The sequence below is a fragment of the Ktedonosporobacter rubrisoli genome, assembly GCF_004208415.1.
In the GTDB taxonomy this organism is placed as follows: Bacteria; Chloroflexota; Ktedonobacteria; order Ktedonobacterales; family Ktedonobacteraceae; genus Ktedonosporobacter; species Ktedonosporobacter rubrisoli.
The window spans coordinates 6548436-6570068 of sequence record NZ_CP035758.1 but is presented as its reverse complement, the minus strand read 5'-3'; the positions used below and the strand labels follow the sequence as shown (position 1 = coordinate 6570068).

The 21633-nt window shown below is 52.4% G+C and carries 20 protein-coding genes; 10 read left to right on the top strand and 10 right to left on the bottom strand.

Annotated elements, in window-relative coordinates; genetic code table 11:
• The first annotated feature begins 46 nt into the window (after positions 1-46).
• A complete protein-coding gene (locus EPA93_RS28595) occupies positions 47-265 on the top strand; it encodes a hypothetical protein (RefSeq protein WP_129890789.1) in 219 nt (72 codons plus the stop codon).
• Positions 266-455: 190 nt separating this feature from the next.
• Complete coding sequence (locus EPA93_RS28590; RefSeq protein ID WP_129890788.1) at positions 456-671, top strand: hypothetical protein; 216 nt, start codon at positions 456-458, stop codon at positions 669-671.
• 106 nt (positions 672-777) lie between these two features.
• Here the strand turns inward: EPA93_RS28590 and EPA93_RS28585 are convergent, their stop codons facing one another.
• Positions 778-1773: a helix-turn-helix transcriptional regulator gene (locus tag EPA93_RS28585; RefSeq protein WP_165423456.1), complete on the bottom strand. Its 996-nt coding sequence runs from the start codon at positions 1771-1773 to the stop codon at positions 778-780.
• 305 nt (positions 1774-2078) lie between these two features.
• Here EPA93_RS28585 and EPA93_RS28580 point away from each other — a divergent pair, with 305 nt between their 5' ends.
• A complete protein-coding gene (locus tag EPA93_RS28580; protein WP_165423455.1) occupies positions 2079-2936 on the top strand; it encodes a glycosyl hydrolase in 858 nt (285 codons plus the stop codon).
• A 106-nt stretch (positions 2937-3042) separates the two neighbouring features.
• Here the strand turns inward: EPA93_RS28580 and EPA93_RS28575 are convergent, their stop codons facing one another.
• The gene (locus EPA93_RS28575; RefSeq protein ID WP_129890785.1) at positions 3043-3906 is read right to left on the bottom strand and encodes a class I SAM-dependent methyltransferase; all 864 of its coding nucleotides are present in this window, start codon (positions 3904-3906) and stop codon (positions 3043-3045) included.
• A gap of 196 nt (positions 3907-4102) precedes the next feature.
• The gene (locus EPA93_RS28570; protein ID WP_129890784.1) at positions 4103-4966 is read right to left on the bottom strand and encodes a class I SAM-dependent methyltransferase; all 864 of its coding nucleotides are present in this window, start codon (positions 4964-4966) and stop codon (positions 4103-4105) included.
• A 269-nt stretch (positions 4967-5235) separates the two neighbouring features.
• Between EPA93_RS28570 and EPA93_RS28565 the strand changes: the two genes are divergently transcribed.
• Complete coding sequence (locus EPA93_RS28565; RefSeq protein WP_129890783.1) at positions 5236-6852, top strand: PAS domain-containing sensor histidine kinase; 1617 nt, start codon at positions 5236-5238, stop codon at positions 6850-6852.
• Between the two features lie 116 nt (positions 6853-6968).
• Here EPA93_RS28565 and EPA93_RS28560 read toward each other — a convergent pair whose 3' ends face one another.
• Together EPA93_RS28560 and EPA93_RS28555 are read right to left on the bottom strand one after the other, a co-directional pair.
• A complete protein-coding gene (locus tag EPA93_RS28560) occupies positions 6969-7616 on the bottom strand; it encodes a hypothetical protein (protein ID WP_129890782.1) in 648 nt (215 codons plus the stop codon).
• Complete coding sequence (locus EPA93_RS28555; RefSeq protein ID WP_129890781.1) at positions 7613-8488, bottom strand: hypothetical protein; 876 nt, start codon at positions 8486-8488, stop codon at positions 7613-7615. The genes EPA93_RS28560 and EPA93_RS28555 overlap by 4 nt, the downstream gene beginning before the upstream one ends.
• A 502-nt stretch (positions 8489-8990) precedes the next feature.
• Here EPA93_RS28555 and EPA93_RS28550 point away from each other — a divergent pair.
• From EPA93_RS28550 to EPA93_RS28540, 3 genes are all read left to right on the top strand, one after another.
• On the top strand, positions 8991-9344 hold the full coding sequence (locus tag EPA93_RS28550; protein ID WP_129890780.1) for an SH3 domain-containing protein: 354 nt from the start codon (positions 8991-8993) through the stop codon (positions 9342-9344).
• Positions 9345-9530: 186 nt separating this feature from the next.
• Positions 9531-11318, top strand: a complete 1788-nt coding sequence (locus tag EPA93_RS28545) for an ABC transporter ATP-binding protein (protein ID WP_242527162.1) — start codon at positions 9531-9533, stop codon at positions 11316-11318.
• Between the two features lie 11 nt (positions 11319-11329).
• Positions 11330-13174: an ABC transporter ATP-binding protein gene (locus tag EPA93_RS28540; protein ID WP_129890778.1), complete on the top strand. Its 1845-nt coding sequence runs from the start codon at positions 11330-11332 to the stop codon at positions 13172-13174.
• Between the two features lie 73 nt (positions 13175-13247).
• Here EPA93_RS28540 and EPA93_RS28535 read toward each other — a convergent pair whose 3' ends face one another.
• The 4 genes from EPA93_RS28535 to EPA93_RS28520 form a co-directional block, all read right to left on the bottom strand.
• Complete coding sequence (locus tag EPA93_RS28535; protein ID WP_129890777.1) at positions 13248-14222, bottom strand: proline dehydrogenase family protein; 975 nt, start codon at positions 14220-14222, stop codon at positions 13248-13250.
• Positions 14223-14346: 124 nt separating this feature from the next.
• Positions 14347-14832, bottom strand: a complete 486-nt coding sequence (locus EPA93_RS28530) for a DUF3291 domain-containing protein (RefSeq protein ID WP_242527161.1) — start codon at positions 14830-14832, stop codon at positions 14347-14349.
• Positions 14833-14942: 110 nt separating this feature from the next.
• On the bottom strand, positions 14943-15593 hold the full coding sequence (locus tag EPA93_RS28525) for a TetR/AcrR family transcriptional regulator (protein ID WP_129890776.1): 651 nt from the start codon (positions 15591-15593) through the stop codon (positions 14943-14945).
• A gap of 83 nt (positions 15594-15676) precedes the next feature.
• Positions 15677-17023 (bottom strand): MFS transporter, encoded by a 1347-nt coding sequence (locus EPA93_RS28520; RefSeq protein WP_129890775.1) that lies wholly within the window; start codon positions 17021-17023, stop codon positions 15677-15679.
• 407 nt (positions 17024-17430) lie between these two features.
• On the opposite strand from EPA93_RS28520, the gene EPA93_RS28515 reads away from it, so the two are divergent.
• From EPA93_RS28515 to EPA93_RS28505, 3 genes are all read left to right on the top strand, one after another.
• Entirely contained in the window at positions 17431-19116 is a 1686-nt protein-coding gene (locus EPA93_RS28515; protein WP_165423454.1) for a molybdopterin-dependent oxidoreductase, read from the top strand.
• A 410-nt stretch (positions 19117-19526) separates the two neighbouring features.
• Positions 19527-20234, top strand: coding sequence for an RNA polymerase sigma factor (locus EPA93_RS28510; protein ID WP_165423453.1), 708 nt, complete (start codon positions 19527-19529; stop codon positions 20232-20234).
• Between the two features lie 134 nt (positions 20235-20368).
• Complete coding sequence (locus EPA93_RS28505) at positions 20369-20629, top strand: hypothetical protein (protein WP_129890772.1); 261 nt, start codon at positions 20369-20371, stop codon at positions 20627-20629.
• 129 nt (positions 20630-20758) lie between these two features.
• Here EPA93_RS28505 and EPA93_RS28500 read toward each other — a convergent pair whose 3' ends face one another.
• Complete coding sequence (locus EPA93_RS28500; protein ID WP_129890771.1) at positions 20759-21631, bottom strand: alpha/beta fold hydrolase; 873 nt, start codon at positions 21629-21631, stop codon at positions 20759-20761.
• Positions 21632-21633: the final 2 nt, after the last annotated feature.

The window sequence follows — 21633 nt, the reverse complement described above, 5'->3', positions numbered from 1 at the left end:
TTTCTCGCTGTCGTATTTTCTTCTTGTCATAAGGAAAGGAAGCGTTATGCCTGTTCTCACGGAAGAAGCTCCCCTGGTTCAGAACTCTGCAATGGACATGGATGAGTGGTTTGATCTGGATGTGCGCGTGCTTGTTGCGCCAACCGCAGAATATGAGAAGAAACTAAATGGCATCAAATTTAGCGAGTACGTTACTTGTCCCAAATATTGCACTATTACTATGCTCCAGTGTAGTGTTACATGTAATGCCAACTGTGAGATATAACAGAGGCAGAGATAGAGGTAAATTGTCTCTAACTTTGCCCTGTCAGAAGCTCAATAAGTACCTCGACTATCAATCCTGGGATTGCGGACCAGGGTCACGTCCCAATTCTTGGTGAGAGCGGTTTGCCGGCCAGCTTTCGTCAGGGTGCCAGGAAAAGAAACTGATTTTTGCTGTAAGGAAAGGAAGTGTTATGCCTATTTTCACGGAAGAAGTTACCTCTGCACCGAGTTCGGTAGAGGCCGTCATGGATGACATATTTGAGCTAGATGTGCGCATCGTAACCGAGGCGCTGCCGCAGAATGACGCGCAGCCGGACTGGCCTGTTCCCACCTTTTTGAAAACCTGTTCACAATCCTGTAGCTGCTGGAATAGCTGTGCATGCGGTAGTTTCCTCTGGGGGTGCTAATAATTTAAACGCGTGGGCCGTAATCGGGGCAAGGATATATGCATGCTGTTGCCTGTATCGCTTGCCCTGCAACGAGCTCAAGTATTGTGTTGGACAGTGAGCCGGCTTACAAAGAAGAGTTTGCCCGTTGATCGCGGAGTCGATAAAACTCGGCAATCTCTGTGGCTACCTCCTGAATGCTCCGGCGCAATTCCACAGGCTCGATAACCTCGGCCATTGTTTCAAAGCCCAGAATGTAGCTGCGGGCCGCCTCAAATGAGTCAAAAGAGAGCCTGATAACGACCCAGCCCTCGCTATCGGCCGGGCCAGCCTCTTCAAGATATTTATGCGCTTCCTCGCCAAGAATCTGGGGTAGGATAGGGATAAAGGCTGGCGAGATGCGTAGTGTGACCGGGTAGCGGGTGAGCTGGGCATGAAATTCGCTGCTCCACCTGGCCCAGAAATTTTCTAGATCGAAATCGGCCGGGCGCGTACAGACCTCGCTAAGAATGCTGGCCCGGCGCACGCGCGAGACGCGAAAGACGCGCAGCTTTCCGTATGAGAGGGCGACCATATACCAGATGCCGGCCTTAGCAACAAGGCCCAGTGGCTCAATAACGCGCTCAATAATCTCTCCGCTATTTTTGCGATAGACGATCTGCACCTTAAGATCGTGCCAGATGGCATCGCGCAGAGTAAGGAGAAAGGGAACGGCTTCCTGGCCGCGATACCAGCCCGCGGAATCCAGATACAGGCGCTGGCGCGTATGTTCGATGCCGCGTTGCTGCGTGGATGGCAAGGTTGCCAGCAATTTGTGCTGTGCAGTGTTAAGGGCTCGATCCTCTCCTAGATCTGCCAGCGGTAGAGCATGGCTGGGCATAAATAACGTGTTCAACTCATCAGTTGTCAAGCCGGTCAGCGTAGTTTGATAGCCTTCGGCAAGCCTGCAGCCTCCTCCCGGGCCGCGTTCGGTATAGACAGGTATCCCAGCTGCGCTTAAGGCCTCAATATCGCGATAAATGGTGCGCTCAGATACCTCCAGGCGCCGAGCCAGCTCCTGGGCTGTAACATTCCCTTTAATTTGTAAGAGCATAAGGAGTGATAACAAACGATCTGCACGCATGGCCAACCTCATCGCGTTCTATGGATATCTCTATATTAGCATGAAATCCTGACAAATCGTGGCAAGAAATTTGCCTTTTTGATCCAGGGAGAACGCCAGGGCTCCTCACAGAAACCTTGACAGACTACTAGCTTCAGGCAGGCTTATATCGAAATGTATGGCCTTTATTTTCTGCCATCAACTGTTAAAGTACAGCCATGAAGCGAAAAGTCTTATATTTTCTGGGAAGAAGAGTTCTGCCATGCTTGCTTCTTCTCGCCAGTATGCTACTATCTTTGGGCCTGAGTCAGCAGAGGAATAAAGCCTTGGCCTTTGGGGGAGAGGAGACCACCTTCGGGGTACAGATCGACACGCATGCTGCTGCCAAGATCCCATCTCCTCTGCAACTGGAAATATTGGGGCCGGCCTGGGTTCGTGGTGACTATAGCCAGGTGACCTTCAGCTCTGCCTGGCCTGCAGACGTAAAAAACCTGGTTCTTGTCAATAACGAGACGACAAGGACTCCACCTCCCGGACGGAGCATGCCTTTTTCAGCCTGGCGAACTTATGTTAATGCTGTCTATGTCCCTAAACTTAACCAGATTCTCGCCGCGAACTCTTTTGTGCCTGCAATTGAGCTATGGAACGAGGAAGATTTTTGCCGCTCCGGCTACTGTCCCTATATTCCACCGCAAGAGTATGCTTATCTGCTTGAGCGGGCGACCAGGACCATAAAAACAAAAAGCCCAGCGACAAAAGTTGTTATGGGTGGATTGGTCTCGGGCCAGATTCAATATCTCAAGGCTGTGATGCAGGGCAGCCCGGGTGGCTTTGCGCAAATAGATGCCGTGGGCCTTCACCCATACGGAACCTCTCCTGATGGCTGGTGCGCTCATGGCTGCTCTGGTGGCAAGCTGCCCTTTGGCGATCTGGCCACTGGTGTGACGAAGTATCAGAGCGTAGCGCACAAGCCTGTCTGGGTAACGGAGATAGGCTATGGAAGCCGCGATACATTCTGGCAGGCCGAATATCTGCGGCGCTGTTTTATAGTTCTACGGCGGCTGCATGTCCCTGTGGTTATCTGGTATGCCTGGATCGACACAATGAATCCTAAGTTTGGCCTGATGGATGCGCGGGGAAACTTGAAGTTAGCCGGCGCCGTCTTCCGCAGCTTTTCTCAATAAGCCTGCTTTCGGCATGATTATGTTGATGGGCTTTGGCGCAGAGCCATCAGGATCTCTCGGCAGCGCTACTTGTAGGATTTGGTGTGAAAGCAGCGCTGCCCGGGGCTTATTTGTGGCCCCAGACCGTGAGATAGTAATCGACGGCGCAGAAGTCCTCGGCTAGCATCTCGACTTCCATCTGTGCATAGAGGTGATCCAACTCCTCCTGAGTGGCAACTTCCATCTGTGCCAGAAAGGGTTGCGCGAGCTTGTAGAAGACCTGAAAGTTGTGGACGTTGCTCTTGTGAGCCTGGGTTCCCGCTGAATAGTCCAGGGCTGATGCTTTCTGTCCCAACACTTGATAGCCAGCCTGCAGCATCAGCCTGCGTAACATCGCTGTAGTTCCGACAGTTCGCCCACCCGGCGAGAAGGCGTGACCGCTTTGCAATCCGGCCTTGATCATCAGCCCTGTCATCCGATCATAGGCTGTGCTGTTAGTGATGCCCCATTCGGCCTCGGTTAAGCGCAGTATTCCTCCAGGCTTCGTGATGCGATAACACTCCGCAAGCAGCGGCGGCCACTGCTGCGTGGAGAGAAAGCCGGCAAGAATGCGCCCATTGACCAGATCGAAGGAGTTGTCAGGGAAATCCAGGGTCCTGCTGGCATCCATGACGCGAAAATACACATTTTGTAACTTTTCGCGCTGAGCTGCCCCTGTCGCATATTCCATCATAAGTTGACTAATATCGATCCCCACACCCTGCATGTGTGGATACTGCTTCATGACTTCAAGCAGCCAACCTCCCGGCCCACAGGCAATGTCTAAGACCCGACGCGTCTCTGTCAGATTAATTTGTTCGGGGAAAAGGCCACCCATGGCCTGCGTGAGCATATGATCCTGCAGCATGAGCCGGGCCATTTCCGCCGCGTTTTCTGCGTCAATCACATAGCTATTTGTCTGCTGATTTGCAGAAGTGGCATTCTCATCCATGACGTATTGCACCTTCCGTTGAATGGGAAGAGAGAAGCAGCTCTCTCTTTTCCTCAAACTCCTATGTATGTTGTCTATTCGAATAGAAATTTTATGAGCTTAACTTAAGCTTTTCTCCGCAAGCTTGCTCCTTGCATAATGGGGCGCTGGCTTTGTCGTAGAGCCGTCAGGGCATCTCGGCAGCGCTGTACGGGGCTTATTTGTGGCCCCAGACCGTGAGATAAAAATCGATCCCGCAGAAATCTGGCCTTTGCAGATCTTCGATCATTTGCTCATACAGCCTTTCGGCTTCCTCGGTCGTGGTAATCCCGGCCTTGACAAGAAATGGCTGCAGCAATTTATAGACTATGAGCAAATTTTGCACGTTGCTCTTATGAAGCTCTGCTCCTGCTGAGTAATCGATAACGTGCGCCTTGTGCTGAATCTCTTGATAGCCGGCTTGCTGGATTAAGAGGCGCAGCATGGGCGTGGTTCCAAAGGTGCGCCCATGCGGGGAAAAGGAATGATTGGTACGCTGAAGAGCCTGGGCCATCATCCCGGTTAAGGCATCAAGGGCCGCGCTATTGGTAAAGCCATATTCAGGCTCAGTCAGCCGGATACTCCCGCCCGGTCGGGTAATGCGCCAGCATTCCTGAAGAAGAGAGGGCCAACCATTAGTAGAGAGAAAGCCGGTTAAGATCCGCCCGTTGACGAGATCAAAAGTCTGGTCCGGGAAGTCGAGGGATTGTGTCGCATCCATGACGCGAAAATACACATTTTGTAACTTTTCGCGCTGAGCTGCCCCTGTCGCATATTCCATCATAAGTTGACTAATATCGATCCCTACACCCTGCATGTGTGGATACTGCTTCATGACTTCAAGCAGCCAACCACCCGGCCCACAGGCGATATCTAAGAGTCGGCGCGTCTCTGTCAGATTAATTTGTTCGGGGAAAAGGCCGCCCATGGCCCTGGTGATCAACTTATCTTGGACGTTGAGGCGGGCCATTTCCGCCGCGTTTTCTGCGTCAATCACATAGCTATTTGTCTGCTGATTTGCAGAAGTGGTATTCTCATTCATAACGTATTATACCTTCCGTTGAATGGGAAGAGAGAAGCAGCTTTCTCTTTTTCCTATGTTCATATGCGTATTGCCTATTCAAATGGAATTTTTATGAGCTTAACTTAAATAGATGTATATAAAGTACCATATTTGATATAAAGTATCATCCCCTCTCGTCTCTATGGTAGTATGAAGTAAATACAATATTTAAAGTTTCTTGGCGCCAGCATATATTGACAATTTTCGAAGTAGGCAAAGTTTTGCTTTGTAAGGAAAGGTTGCTCGGTGTGGATATCGCGCGAACATATACCCAGCATTTATCCTCATATGCGGACCTGATACTTGATCATCTCCCATTAGGGATTGCGCTATTTGATGCACACGATTTACGCTTACTTTCTGCAAATACAGCTTATCAGGCGTTCCTTGAGCCTGCGTGGCAGCAAGGACATGCGCTTGGGTACACTTTAGACAAATTCCTTCCTCAGCAGGCAACTGCAGATGCTAACGATTTTTTTAATATCGCTGTTTTTAGGCGCGTGGTCGCAAGCGGACAGAAATATCATGCCAGGAGCAATTACTCCCTGGCGCGCGGCAATACCTATTGGGACTGGACGCTTGAGCCCCTTAGCGATGAGCAGGGAACGATTATTCACTTGCTGCTTACCATCCGGGAGGCAGCGCCTGGGCAAGCAAACGAGGAGGTGCCTGAGCAGGAAGCTCATAGCGATGGAACAGGTCAGAGCTTGCCGCCGGTGAATAATGCGCAAAGCGAAAGCTATCATGTCGCGATAGGCTATGAACGGCAGCGCTTGTATACCATCCTTGACCAGCTCCCGGGAGGCGTGTTGCTAGTCGAGGCCACGACTAGCAAGATCAACTATGCCAATCCGGCAGCTGCTCAGCTCCTTGGCCTGCCTCTTTCGCGCTTGATCGGTATTCCTTTGAATCAATCTGCCGTCAATACTGGCGTTGATCATCAACTGGTGGCTCGCTGGAACTTTGTCCTTATCCAGGCCCTTTCTGGCAAGATCGTTCCCAGCCAGGAGCTCCTTGTAAGGCGCTCGGATGGAAGTAGCGCCGCGCTTCTGAGCGCCGCAGCGCCAATTTATACACCGGGAGGCATCATTAGCGAGGCTGTGTTGGTCTTTCAGGATATTACGGCCCAGAAACAGCTTGAGCGCCAAAAGAACGAGTTCTTTGTGATCGCCAACCATGAGCTGCGCACTCCTCTTACCGCCATTATGGGTTTCTCTGAGATCCTGCAACTGCAAGCACGCAATAAAGAAACAGATACTGCGCAACGCTATGCCATCGATAGTATCGCTACCGAGTGCGAGCATATGACGCAGCTCATCGAGGAGATGCTCGATGCTTTTCGTCTCGAACAAACCTCGCTAAAGATTCATCCCGGCCAGCAAGAGCTGCTCGGTTTCTTAACGCAATTGGTTGAGCGCTACACTCACACGGTCCGCACGCACAATATACGGTTTGTTCTTGAAGATCTCTCTTCCTCAGAACGCCTGATCGGTCGCTATGATAGGGGAAGGATCGAGCAGGTAATGAAGAATTTGATAAGTAACGCAGTGAAATATAGCCCGTGGGAGAGCCGGATAGAGGTAGGACTGCGCCCTTACAGGCGCGTTGGGACGGGCATCAAAGAAGTCCTGATCTGGGTAAAGGATCAAGGGGTGGGAATTCCTGAGCCTGAGATACCGCTTATCTTCGAGCGCTTCTACCGGGCCGGGAATCAGGACCCGTCGATAAGCGGCTTTGGCATCGGGCTCTATATCAGCCGAGAGCTTGTCAGGGGACATGGAGGCCATATCTGGGTTGAGAGCAGTGAAGGGGAGGGAAGCACGTTTTTCGTCATGCTTCCCTTGGATGGGACGGCCGGCAAGTGAGCCCTCAAGCTCAAAGGCCGGAGGTTTTAGCACGCGTTACCAGACAAGCGCTATCTTTTGCTATGCAGGTGCTCATCGTGATGCGTGGACAAGACGACTGAGAGTGTACGCTGACTTTAGCCAATCAGATAGGCAATGAGCAGGATAACTAAACCGAAGATGCGCATACAATCCCCAGTGTTGGTTAAAAGATCCTGGTTGGAGAGCAAGTATTTAGGAAAGATTACAAGATAGCCAAAGCTAATAAATAAAAATGCAGCCCCCATAAGAAAGCTAAAGTGTGTAGCTTTCGAGAAGAAGAAGATCAGATATTGGAAGAAGATGCACAGACAAACTGCAGCGCGTAATGAGCTTAACGTCACCTGAAGCCAGGCATTGGGAAACCCCGGCAGCAGTGGAGTGGCCAGCAGCAAGCCTAGCAGCAGTACAGAGCCGACAATGTGCAAGTTTCGCACGAGATGTAAATAGCGTTCTGTCCCCCGGAACGTGCTAAGCCAGATAAAGAAAAAGCTCACAGCTTGAGCTATGTACTTGAACCAGTTGGTGTTCAGCGGACCCGCTAGCCAGTGATTATCTCCTACTATACTAACGGCAGAAGTGAGAGCAATGAAGCTGAGCGCAAGCCACAAGATAAATAAACGGGAGTTGTGGGCTTTTCCATAAAGATAGAAAGCGCGTAAAGCTATACAAAAAGAGACGAATAATTGGGCAGCTTCAAATATGTTATGAAGTGTTGTTGAGTCCAGATCAACAATTGAGGTCATAAATGCCAGTCCTTCCTTCCCTGGTATAAGATTGGGCGGTGATCAACTGATTTTCCTCCTGGCCCAGGTTCGTAAAGTTGAATGCGCTGTTGTTTGAGCAGTACCCGTAGCGCCTGAGACATTTCATCCTTACTTAATTGCGTAAGGCTTGCTAGCTCTGCGATGGTCTTATGATCGTCTATCGCCAGGTAGAGATTGCGCGCGTTTTTGTCCCTTATTGCGATGGTCAGGGTGAGCGGGTTTCCGGCAGCATCCATTGTGTGGCGGGGTACAAGCGCTTTGAGAGCGAGAGATCGAGCATGCTGGGCAGGAGCTGATGAGGTTCGCTGAATCCGTAAGAGTTGCTTTTGCTCTGCCATCACTAGAGCCTGTCGTAACAATGTATAGATGTCTGTAAGCGGCCTCTGGGGAGGTCGGCGCAAGAAAATAAATATCCCCAATTTCTGGGGAGTGTCGGCTAGATCTGCGTGTTGTGGGCTTTCAAGGGAAGAGAGGTAGAGATCCTCCCTTATGCCACAGCCGGCGCAGAAATTAATGCCGTAGCGCTGCAGAAGCGTGGCCAGGTGGGTGGGAAAGACATTGAGCACCGATTGGAGTGGGATATCATATTGCTGCTGGAGCATGTGCTCTACTACTGCCAGTGTCTGTTTGCTGCCGGTAAGGTTTCTGGGATATGCGCGATCCTCGGCAAAAGCCAGCAATTCTAGGTGGGGCTCATGGGTGGGTTCACCAGGGCAAGTCCACACCTGGGCGATCTGCGTGCCAAATTGCTGAATAGCTGTATGCGTAAACCAGTTGAATAGCTCGCCAGTACTGCGCTTGCTGGCGATGACGCGCCATAGTTGCAGATGCAAGACAGTCTCGCTATACATCACTGTGGTTCCCTCCTTAGGTAACGACCTGGGACAGATCCATAACGAGGCTACGGGCCAGAAGTTGTGTCGTCGTGCATGCTTCCACCTGGTAGCCTGCAATTGTGAAGTGCCTGTAGTACGCAAGCAAGCAGTATTTTTGCCTCTCGCTCGTGTTCTCACAGTACTCAAACAATAGCATATAATTATCATTCTTTCAAGTTATGTGAATGATTACTATTAATTATGTTTTAGGGAAATTCGCATGTTCTTGAAGCTTTGAGGCCCTGAAGGAGCAAAAAGTGGTCGAAATCCTGACAGAAGATGTCAGGATCTTTACAGTATACTGATAGTGATAGAACAATTGAACTATAAGAGAGGGCTGGCGGCTGAGTCAAGCTGTATGTTGTGTTGACCTACCTGCCAGCAAGCTGAGCAAAATATCCAGGGCATACGTAAAAGCCCTGGTTTTCGTGCGTGGAAAGCCTGAGCATATTTCTATACAGAAGGTTTGGACTTGATTATGGCTGAGAGCTGCAAAGGGCGGGTAACGAAGGCCTACGAGCGAAGCGCGGCCGATCCCATTGCCGTGCGTGCTGGAGAAGAAGTTACTCTCAATGGCAGAGAGTACAACTGGGATGGTTGGACCTGGCTCTGGTGTACCAGTAAAGCCGGCAAAAGCGGCTGGGTTCCTGAGGCCTACCTTGAGCTCAATGCGCTGCGCGCCAGCGTACGCGTCGATTATAAGGCCATTGAGCTCACGCTGACTGAAGGAGAGGGGCTGCAGGTAGAGAAAGAAGAGAGTGGTTGGTGCTGGTGTGTAAAACAATCTGGCGAAAGCGGCTGGGTTCCCTCTAGAAATATTGTAAGAATCTAAATACAATACTATATAGACAGTCTTTTCGTTCATCGTTCGGGCGTTCTCAAATTCGTAAAAAGTGTAAGTAAGGGGTACTTTGTCCCTCACAAACGGTTCAGGTAAAGAGGGTTTTCCAGACCCTCTCCTTTTTGCGCTCTTTCACTGCTCATGAATTTGGGAGCGTACTTCTGGCTGGAGGTCTCCTTGTTTTCAAAAAGTGAATTTACTGTGGCTGGCGAATATCACTATAATTCCTCTGGGCCTGTTCGCTGGATTGCTTCGCATCTTTTACGCTATAAGCTGCTAGCCTTCGGTTTTATCCTGCTGGCAGTCCTGACGAATGGCTTGTATTCTTCGATATCGTTCCTGGCTGGTAGTGCATTTAATGTGGTCACGCAGGGGAAGGCGCAAGAGCTTTTGGTCCTGGCTCTGAGCGTGCTAGGCATAGTGGCTTTATCACTGACCACCGATCTGGGGGCGCGCCTCACCGCTCAGGTGGTTGCCACGCGCTTTGCGCGCGACGCCCGCGAAGAGCTCTATATCAACCTGCTGGGCAAGAGCCAGACCTTTCACAATCGTCAGCGGGTAGGTGATGTCATGGCCCGAGCCTCCAACGATATCACCACGCTTAACGATATGGTGGTGCCTGGCTTTGATATCGTCTGCGATTCCTTTTCAAGTCTAAGCGTGGTCATCGTCTTTATAGCTATACTGAACCCGCAGCTCTTGCTGACGCCTCTGGCCTATACGCTCTGCTTCTTCATTGCCCTGCGTTTCTATTCGCGCCAGCTTAACCCGGTCTCGGTCAAGATGCGCGAGCAGTTTGGCGATACCAATGCAGTTCTCAACGAGGCGGTGACCGGCGTTGAGGTAATCAAGGCCACGGCGCAAGAGGAGCAGGAGAAGCGCAAGTTTGCCGAGCAGGCGACGCGCTATCGCGACTACTATGTAAAGAATGGCCGCATTCAGGGACGCTATCTACCGACGCTCCTGCTGGGCATCTTCCTGGCCCTGGCCTTTCTACACGGCCTCTACCTGCTCTCACAGGGCCAGATCAATCTTGGCACGCTTGTCTCGTTTATGATTCTGATGAGCCAGCTGCGCTTTGTAACCTTTATGTCAATCTGGAGCTTTAGCCTGGTGCAGCTAGGCTTTGCCGGAGCCAGGCGCATTCTGGCCCTGATGAAGGAAGAAAGCGATCTTGACGAGAACGGGGAAGGCTATAAAGCCGAGATGGAGGGCGAGATAGTCTTTGAGAACGTCACCTTTAGCTATGGCTCAACTCCTATCCTGAAGAACATCTCTTTCAGGGCCAGACCCGGGCAGACCATCGCGATTGTGGGACAGACCGGTTCGGGCAAGAGCACGCTTACCAAGCTTGTCAATCGCATCTATGATGCCAACGAGGGCCGCATCCTTGTCGATGGCGTGGATGTGCGCAAGTGGAGCCTTGACTCCTTGCGCTCGCAGATCTCGACGATTGAGCAGGATATCTTCCTGTTCTCGCGAACTGTCGCTGAGAATATTGCTTATGGTCTTGGCCAGAAGGCCGACCAGGCGGCGATTGAAGCGGCGGCCAGGGATGCTCAGGCTCACGACTTTATCATGGGCTTTAAAGAAGGCTATGAGACAGTCATCGGCGAACGCGGTGTCACCCTCTCGGGTGGTCAACGCCAGCGCCTGGCGATCGCCCGTGCCTTGCTAACCGATCCCCGTATCCTCATTCTTGACGATTCGACAAGCGCAGTTGATAGCGCGACCGAAGATGAGATACAGAAGGCCATTAAGCGCGTCTTGCAGGGCCGCACAACCTTATTGATTACGCACCGTCTCTCGCAGATCCGCTGGGCCGATACCGTGCTTGTGATCAGAAAGGGCGAGCTGATCGATCAGGGGTCGCATGAAGAGTTACTGGATCGCTGCGATCTCTATCGCCGGATCTTCTCGCATTATGAGAGTGCGCTGCCGGTGAGCGCAGCAGGTGGAGAGTAAAGGAATAAGAGATGGGTTTTATCATGGATGGCCTGGATGCCGAGGCCTATGATCGAACGTATAAAGATAGCCAGCTTATCGCGCGCATCATTGGCTATTTTCGCCCCAAGCTGCTGCTGATGCTGGCGGTCACTGCGCTTGTCGTCTTTAGTTCATTGCTAGATGCAATTTACCCGATCCTGATCTCAAACACGATTGACACGCTGGTACTGTCAAAGGTCTGGCAGACTGCCTTGCTTCTCGTCGGCTTTGTGCTCATCGCGGCTGTGCTCTCCTGGACGTGCAATATGTTTCGCCAGTGGTTCGCGGCGCGCGCCGTTGGTGACGTAGTGCTCCAGCTGCGTAAGGATGCCTTCTCCTCGGTGATGGACCGCGATATGTCCTTCTTCGACGAGTTCATTTCGGGCAAGATCGTGAGCCGTGTGACCTCGGATACCGAGAGCTTTGCCACGGTTGTCACGCTCTCGCTCAACCTGCTCAGCCAGGTCCTGCTGTTCCTTATTATTGCTACAGTGCTCTTTTTTAGAAGCTGGCATCTGGCCCTGCTTACCTTCTCGATTCTGCCGCTGATTATTGTGGTAGCCCTGATCTTCCGCGCCGTAGCGCGCCGGGCTACCCAGCGCTCACAGCGCTCCTTAGCGCGCGTCAATGCCAACGTGCAGGAAGTGGTCAGCGGTATTACTGTGGCCAAGAATTTTCGGCAGGAACAGAGCATGTACAATGACTTTAGCGGGGTCAATAAGCAGTGGTACAAAGTCAATGTGCTCTCAGGCTCGCTCTACAACGGAATCTTTCCTGTGCTGGTGGCCATTGCGAACATCGGTACAACTATCGTGATCTACTTTGGCGGCTCTAATGTGCTGAGCCATACGATCTCGGCTGGCGACTGGTTCCTTTTTGTGCAGAGCATCGGGCTGCTCTGGTCGCCTCTTACCGGTATTGCTTCGTTTTGGAGCCAGTTTCAGCTTGGGCTCTCGGCAAGTGAGCGCGTCTTTGCTTTGCTGGACGCCGAGCCGCGCGTGCATCAGATAGATCAGCAGCCGGTGAAGCAGTTGCGCGGGGAGATCGAGTTCAAGGATGTCTACTTTAGCTATGATGATCGGCAGACGGTGCTGCCAAGCTTCAACCTGAAGATCAAGGCTGGCGAGACAGTAGCCTTTGTCGGGCATACTGGCGCGGGTAAATCCAGCCTGGGCAAACTTGTGGCGCGCTTCTACGAGTTCCAGGGTGGCAAGATTCTTGTGGATGGGCTGGATATACGCACCTTTGATCTTGCAGCTTTTCATCGGCAGCTGGGCATCGTGCCCCAGGTTCCGTTTCTCTTCTCCGGCAGCGTGGCCGATAACATTCGCTACGCGCGCCCCGAGGCCGCGTACAAGGATGTCATGGCCGTAGCGCAGCGCATCGGTGGTGGGGACTGGCTGGAAGCTCTGCCCGAAGGCCTTGATACCCAGGTAGGCGAGGAAGGTAAGGCTCTCTCGATGGGGCAGCGCCAGCTTGTCGCCCTGGCGCGCGTGCTGCTGCAGGACCCCTCGATTATCATTATGGACGAGGCAACGGCCAGCGTTGATCCGCTGACTGAGGCCCAGATCCAGGAAAGCCTTGATCTGATTCTTGAGCAGCGCACGGCGATTGTGATTGCCCACCGCCTCTCGACGATTCGCCATGCTGATCGCATCATTGTGCTGAACAAAGGGCTGGTGGTCGAGGAGGGAAACCATGAGCACTTGATGCAGCAGGCTGGCCATTATGCCGAGCTTTACAATACATACTTCCGCCATCAATCGCCTGACTATCGCCCCGGCGAGGGCTTTGTCCCGGTTGCCCAGCAATTGAAGGATGAGGGCGTAGCTTAGCCCTCAGTGGTAAGTATATAATACAGGCAAATAGGGCAGCGCAGAACCACGCTGCTCTATCTTTTATATTCTCCTAGAGATAGTCGTTTACTATCTGCTCTGTTCTTGAGGGCTGCACACAATCGGCAAGGGCGCGATAGATGTTGGGGGGATATTCGGCAAGCCGATGGCAGAGATAGAGATACCATTCAAGGCCATACGGTAGATACAGACGCGTTTGCTGCCCCGCTTGTTTCGTCTGCTTCAACAGATCTGAGCGAACGCCGTAGAGCATCTCCACTTCTGTATGTGGACTGCTCAAGATGCCACGCCGCTCACATTCTTGCAGCAGTTGCTGATCATGCGTGGCAAGCCAGAGCGAATGCTGAGCTTCAACCAGCTTCTGGGCCAGCGCGAGAAAGCGTAAGTTTAGCTCTTCCCCGCGCTGCATGGCGCGTTCAGCCGGTTCCTGGAAGGCTCCCTTGACGAGCCGGATCTTTCCGGGCAGGCGAAGCAGCATAGCGAGATCGTCAGGCGTGCGATAGAGGTGCGCTTGGAGCGTAATCCCCATATGCTGATGCTGCTCAGCTACCTGCGTATATACCTCAAGGATTGCTGGAATTTTCTCGGATTCCTCCATCCCTAGCATCATGGAGATGCCGCGCGCTCTGGTATCCTGGGCGAGGCGCTGAAGATTTTCAAGCGCCAGTTCCCGGCTTACGGAAAGGCCGATGTGTGAAAGATCGAGCGAAAGGGTGGCGCTCCCGGCCAGGGAGGCTGTTTCTATGGCCTGGCTTAAGGCGAGAAATTCACTCATGGCGTCCTGGCATGCCTGCTCGGTGGCCGTATTTTCGCCGATGCACTCTAAAGAAGTGCTGTATCCCTGAGCGGCAAGTGTTCTGGCTGTATCGATGGCATCCTGCCGCGTTTCTCCGGTGACAAAGCGTCGGGCGGCTGGCCAGAGCGCGGAATAGACTTTGGGCATCTGTTGGAGCGAAGATTTGAGCGAAATATTGCGCGCTATAGATTTCAATGCTAGAGCTGCTTCTAGCTCCTCTGGGGTTTGCATAATGTTCAGTCCTTTAGCTTATGCTGGAAATTCTGTAAAACGTTTGAGAGTTTGGCTAGTCATGCTTGTAGTATATACTATTTGCTGAAGCATGTAGTCTTTGCGCGGCCGGCCAGGCGCAAGGCTAGCCCTTCACGATAAGCGGCGAACTGATGTTATCGCTTTCTGCGGGAGCCGGAAACGTCTTTTTGAAGGTGAAGGCGTAAGGCGTCTCGCCGTGTATACGCAGATGCTCCAGGCGCTCTTTGGCCTCCTTGACGTCGGGAGTATGCTCACGAGGAATCCACCAGATGGCTGTATACGGGCCCTCAAACTTCTGGAACCACTGGCGACGTTGCTGGATCAATTGGCGGTGCTGACTTTTGTAGACAAAGTTGGCGTAAGTAGCAAGATCAGTCCACACAGAGAGGTTCACAAGAATGAGCTCATCTTCAAAGTGACGTAAAGAAGTTGCATTCCCTTCGGGTGTTTGCAAGCGCCAGATAAAGCCCTCGCTGTTATCCGCCAACGTGTTAATCTCATCTAACTTTGCCACAAATCCTGCCATAACAGGATCGCTGAGCGGAGCCAGCATTCGTCCGATATTTACCTGGGCCAGCCAGTACATCATATTACATCCTTTCCTTTTGCTTGAAAAATTTACCCTCGGTCGAAAAACGAACCTATGGCAAAGTATAGCTAGGAGAAGAAGAGCCTGTCAAGGGGATGAAGGGGCAGGGATTAGTGCGCGTGACTGAAGGGTCTGGTCAACGGATTTACCAGGCCACCAATGAGCATACGGGCGTAATATTCGGCAATCTCGCCGGGAGTTAAGGAGCCGCTGGGCTTATACCAGAGCGGAATAGGATGCAGAGCTCCTACCAGGGCCAAACTGGCCAGCCTGGCATCTGTGATATGGAAAATGTTTTGCTGGATACCGGCAGTGATGGCCTCCTCTATCTGTTGTTGGTAGAGGTCGCGCAGCGCACGAAGCTCATCGTTGCAGACGTTTAAGAGATGACTTTCGTAGAGGAAGAGAGCATGGCCTTCGGGATAGATGCAGGCGTGCGTAACATATGCTGTAATCAGATGGTAGAGACGCTCTTGCGGGAGCATCTCCGGCGAGACAGCAGTAGAGAGGCTTGCGAGAATCGCCTTGAAGATTCTGCGGAAAATATGTTCCAGCACCTCTTCTTTGCTCTTTACATAATAGTACAGCCCTGGTTTCGAGAGCCCCAGATCTTCAGCTATCATTTCCAGGGTGGTGCCTTCATAGCCGTGCTCAGCGAACATGCGAGCAGCAACCTTGAGAATATCCTCAAGGCGTCGTTGCATGCGACGAGCGCGGCGGCTGGCCTCTTTATTGTGGAGAGAGCTTCCCGATTCTTGCATCGACCTTCAGTCCTTTTTTCGACAGCTGTTTCTTTGCTGTACTATATCGAGAAGCTCCAGGCGTGTCAAGCTCGGTCTGCTGCCTATTCAGTGACGGCGGCCGCGCTGGGTTGCTGGACCGTATCCTCGGCGTTCAATTTTTTGACTTCTCGATAGAGGGTCAGCCTGGCGAAGATTCCTGCACACATTACCAGAAGCCCTACGATAAAAAAGATAGTATCGAGACGGCCAAAAGTGAAGCCAGCAAAGGTTGCGTGAAGGTTTTGTAAAACTGTCGAGGCCAGCACGCTGGCCAGCGTGCCACCTATGAGCGAGGCGGCGGTAATCAATGGACTCTCGAAGGCCATCACGCGCCCGATTAAGCGCGATGGGGTTACGCGCATCGTCAGCGGACGTACCGTCACATAGATGGCGGTGCTGAAAAAGCCAATCAGAAGCGTACAGATCATGCCAGGGATCAATGAGGTCATGCGCGAGAGAATTATGGTCATTAACCCGTGCCCAAGCAAAAAGATCCAGAGGATCTGTACCTCGCTATAGCGCCTGGCCAGCGAAGCGGTAATGGGCAGGCCAATCACAACGCCAATCCCGTAGCAGCCGACGTAGAGTCCAAGCAAGCCATTAGTAATGTGCAGATTCTCAACACCATAGAGATATTCAAACGAGTTAAAGGCCATACCGGCGAACATAAAGATCATGCCGCTGATCAGCAGCGTCACCAGGACGCGATTAGTGACAAAGAAGTTAAGGCCTTCTCTAAATTCTACCCAGAAGCTAGTTTTGCTCTGGGTAGAATCGCGCTGATAAGCTGGTACGCGCAAAAGGACCAGGACCAGAAACGAGACGAGATAGGAGAGGGCGTTAAGCGCGATAGCCCAGACCGGACCCAGCAGAATGTAGAGCGGGGCGGCCAGGGCGGGGCCGACGATCTGCGCCAGGTAATTGGCCTGCTGCAATGAGCCAAAGGCCATCGGCCGTTGCTCGGGAAGAATAATATCGTTGACCACAGCCACGCGTGCGGGCATAAAGAATTGTGCACCACAGGCGCAGAGTAGCACTGTGGCATAGCTGCTTATTAATAGCCAGGTAGGCTCGTTTACGAAGATGGTCAGGAGCAGGAAAAGTGCGACGAGGATTGTGCGTACTATATCTGTCCAGAGCATGGTTCGTCGTCTGTCCCAACGATCGACAAAGACACCGGCGGGAGGCGCGAGAAGGAGCGCGGGCACGGCTCCCAGCAGGGGAACAGCGCCAGCCGCTAACGGGAGCCAGGGCTGGCCGTGAGCCAGTCGATCAATGATCCAGATAGCGATAGTGGCTATGAAGAAGTAATCACCGATCAGTGAAAAGGATTGTCCGATCCAGAGTAGTAGATAATTTCGGTTGGTCCAGAGCGACGAGGGTCTCTGTGAGCTAGACGTTTGTGTCATGGTTTCCTTTTCCCCATTGAACTAGAACAAGAAAGAAGCGGATAATCCAAAAGAGAAATATAGAGAACTGGCACCATAGATACAATATCACAAAAAAAAGATATAAAATATCTTTTTGGGTATTAAAAAAATATAAATTTAAGGCTGGGAGTTTAGGGCATGGGTAAATGTCTACATTGACTAAACAGCAGGTAGGATAGCACGTTGCTGGATGCGCAAAGCCGGGCCCGCTCTGAGCCTGATAAGGAACCAGGCAATGCTCTGCCATGCTTGTTGGGAAGAGGGCTCAGATCGTTAGAAACTGTAAATTTATGCTGTCTGCAACGTGCGTAACAATAAATGGTATAGTAAGACAGAGTATTGATCCTCGCTCAACAAGGCTCAACCTAAACATTGAGAGGCCCGATATGCGCGCAAGTTTCTTCTCACCTCGTCAGCGCTTTGGCGTTGGTTTTCTGGCCGGGCTGGCAGCCGGTGTGCTCGCTGGCTTGCTGATGTTACTCCTCAGTTTAACCGTGAATGGAGTTTCATTGCCTGAAGTTTTTGGGGCAGCCATCACAAATATCATGCCTGCCTCGACCTTTGACTATCTGCATGAGTTGATTGGAGTCGATGCCAAGCGTTATCTCTTCGTCATTATTTTTGTGGGACAATGTGTTGTATTCGCCCTCTGTGGGGGAAGCTATGCTCTGCTCCTGGGGCGTATAAAGCGACGGGACATCCTTGAGTGGCGCGATGGCGTATGGCTGGCGGCCTTGCTCTGGTTGCTTTGCGGGCTCATCTTGCTACCTCTGATCGGCGCTGGCTTCTTTGGTGCGCAATTGCACATAGGGATATGGCAAACTGCCATCAGCCTGGCTGTGGTGGGTCTCTGTTTTGGTTTGCTCTTTGTCCTGACCCAGAGCTGGCTAAGCAGGATGCGCCTGCAGGCTCAAAGTGAAGCCGACAGCTCACCGAGTACAACAATAAATGAACTTAACAAGCCGGCTGAGGCGAAGGCTCTCAGCGATCTGCCCGCGCAACCTGGACGTCGTAGCGTGCTGCGTGCCGGCGTAGCCATTGTGGCAGTGGGCGCGCTTGGCACGCTGGCCTGGCGCTTCATTAGTGGCGGGTTTGGCGGCACGAGCGTAGCTGAACAGGTTCAGCGTTTCAAGAGCAAGATCAGTCCTCCCCCAACTCCCAATTATGGCCCCTTCCAGACTGTAGCGCAGCTCTCCCCCGAAGTGACCAGCAATGAACAGTATTACGTAGTTTCTAAAAACCTTCTCTCCGACCCTGTAGTCAACGCCAGCGGCTGGCAATTAAAGGTCTATGGCCAGGTAGAGCGGCCTTACAGCCTTACCTATGCTGAGCTAAAGGCCTTGCCTATGAAGCAGCAATATGAGTCGATGATGTGCATAAGCAATGAAGTCGGTGGACCCTATATGAGCAATGCGCTCTGGGAGGGCGTACCGCTGGCCGATCTGCTCAAGCAAGCGGGTAGCATCGAACCGGGCGCGACGAAAGTTGTGCTGCACGCGACCGACGACTATAGCGATAGCATTCATCTGGCCAAGGCTCTGGAGCCGACGACCCTGGTAGCGCTACATATGAATGGGGTAAACCTGCCCACGGGTCACGGCTATCCGGCTCGCCTGCTTGTGCCTGGTATCTATGGAATGAAACATGTGAAGTGGATTACAGGCATAGAAGTTGTCAAGGAGAACTATCAGGGCTTCTGGCAGATGCGCGGCTGGAGCGATGATGCGCCAATACGCCTGACTTCACGCATCGATACTCCCTTATCGAGCGCAAAGCTTGCCGCCAACAAGCCAACCTATATCGCGGGCGTGGCCTTTTCTGGCAATAAGGAGATAAGTGAGGTAGATGTCAGCCTGGACGGCGGCCAAAACTGGCAGCGAGCCGTCTTAAAGCGTCCCCTCTCGGCACTTACCTGGGTCCTATGGGAGCTGCCCTGGCAACCTCATGCCGGCTCGTATACAGTTATGGTGCGCGCCATCGATATGGAGGGCAATGTGCAGGACCCCAGCGAGCAGCCACCCGCGCCGATTGGCTCCTCTGGCTATCACACTATAAGTGTCACTGTTGCCTGATTAGCACAGGATTGGCGCCTTCTAACACCTAAATAAATAAGATTAGAATTTTGCTTAAAACATGCGGAAGCCTTGTTTGTTGCAACTTCTGCCGGGGATATTCGTTATTTTTTTTGGGGATACAAAAAACTGTAGAAAAACCTGTCCGCTTTTGCCAGACATATTGATTATAGTAGATAGGGGAACATTTATCACAATTGCCGAAACGAGCAATAAAATGGGGTTATATCTCTGGTCAGAGATGCTTATTGTAGCCTAAGCCCAACTGCAAGGTTGAGAGGGGTCTCTGCCTGCCTGCCTTGTCCTTTGGATGGAGAAGAAAAGTTGAGGAGAGAGCACGTTTTTCCCTGAGAAACCTGCATGGCTGGTGGGAGTGCAGCGTGCTTCTGAGCGCAGAAAGCTAGATAGCCGTGACTGAAGTTAAAGGAGCCGAGGTAGCGCGCCTGCAGGCGAAAGATGCTCAGGCCTTTTGCACTCTGATAGAGCGTCTGCAGCAGCCGATAACGAGATACTTATACCATCTGGTGGGAGATCGGGAGATGGCCCTTGATCTCGCGCAGGATACGTTTTTACAAATTTATAAGGAAATAGGCAAGACTTCGGCTGATCTTGCCCTTGATGCCTGGGTGTATCGGATCGCTACAAATTATGCCTTGCGCTATCTCAATCGCCGGCGCCTGTTAAAGTTTGTGAGCTTTTTGCCGCTGGCAGCTACTGAACGCTCTGGCAACTCATCTGAGACAAGTTATGAGGAGAGACGCTTCCTGGCTCAGGCTCTGGTCAGCCCTTCTATCGAAGATCAGGCCGAGACGCGCATCCTTGTAGAGCAGGCTCTCTCCTCGCTTAAACCAAAGGACGCGGCCTGCTTACAGCTCCATTATGGTAATGGCTTCACATACGAACAGATAAGCAAGATCCTCGCTAGCAGCCCAGAAGCTGTGCGTAAGCGCGTGTCGCGCGGAGTGAAAAAGTTTCGCGCGATCTATGGGTCTGCGCCTGCTCCACAGGGGAAGGGGCAGGCCTCAGGAACGCAAAATAGGCAGGCGCTGTGCCAGCAATCTCAAGCGGTGGGCAAGGATGGCCTGGCCGCTCGCTACTGGTCTCCCAAAAGCACGTAGCACCTTTCAGCGCGGGAACGTCTGGGAAGGTGCATTTGCTGAGCTGGATACAATAGTAAAGAAATAGGCTGTGCTTGACGTAAGGGAGTAGAGAGTTAGAAGTAGAGGCCTGCTGAGAAAGGATGGGAAACGATATGCTACGACAGTGTGCATGGTGCCTACGCCTGATTGATGGCATGGGGAAGCGGATCTCCAATGTGCCTTTGCCTAAATTGTATGAAGCGAGCCATGGCATGTGTAATATATGTGGCGTTTTATGGATGAAACAGGTGTTGGAGGAACCCTTGGAGACGGAGGAGAGGGCACAGGGCAGCGCTGAGGGCACTGTGGGCACTAGCGAAAAGGCGCGACAGGAAGTTTCGCTGGCAACGGGGGCTGATGCGCTTTTGCGCTGATTGCGACCCGGCGCTTTATCCCATCTCGATGATCCCTTGCGCGCGCATTCTTGATATACCCTGCCCGAAGTGCATCGGGTGCGCGTATCCTCTTTTCGATGCCTATACTTTTTCCTGAGCAGCTGACGATCAGCTTGTGCTGAGAAATTCCAGTATAAGCTTGTTGACTTCCTCGGGATTTTCTTGCTGGACCCAGTGGCCGCTCTCGGGCAAATACTGAATGCGCAGATTTGGAACCCAGTTTTCCAGTCCCTTTGTCAGATTTATGCCAAGGGCCACATCCTGCTCGCCCCAGATCAGTAAGGTGGGAGTGTTGATAACATGTTCGTTGCCCGAGCGACCTCTTGTGGCCAGGCGGCGAAACATGGCCCGATAATAATTGAGCCCGCCGGTCAAGGCCCCGGGCTTGCTCATGGCGTCACGATAGCTCCAGAGCACCTGGGGTGGAAAGGCGGCCTTCTGCACGGCGCTGGCATGGAGCATTTTGCCAATGGCGGCGGCATGGTTAAGTCCCAGGAGATATTCGGGGAGCCAGGGAATCTGGAAGAAGAACATATACCAGCTCTTACGCAGCTGCTCGATAGTGCGCAGCTCACGGGACATGGCCGCTGGATGTGGCGCGTTGAGAACGATCAGGCGCTCGGCAAGCTCGGGATGGTGGATGGTCAGGGACCAGGCCAGAACGCCTCCCCAATCGTGGCCGATGATGATGGCTTTCTGGCTTTGTAAGCCGCTGATGAGCCCGGCAATATCGCGGCATAAGGTGGCGAGATCGTAGCCGCCGGCTGGCTTATCGGTTTCGTTGTAGCCGCGCAGATCTGGCGCGACAGCTGTATAGCCATGTTCGGCTAGCACGGGCAGCTGGTAGCGCCAGGAATACCAGAACTCGGGAAAACCGTGTAGAAAGATGACCAGGGGTCCGCTTCCTTGCTTGACGTAGTGCATACGAATGCCGTTGGTCTGAATGAAACTATGTTGCCAGGTGGTTTCGGCTGTATCCATGT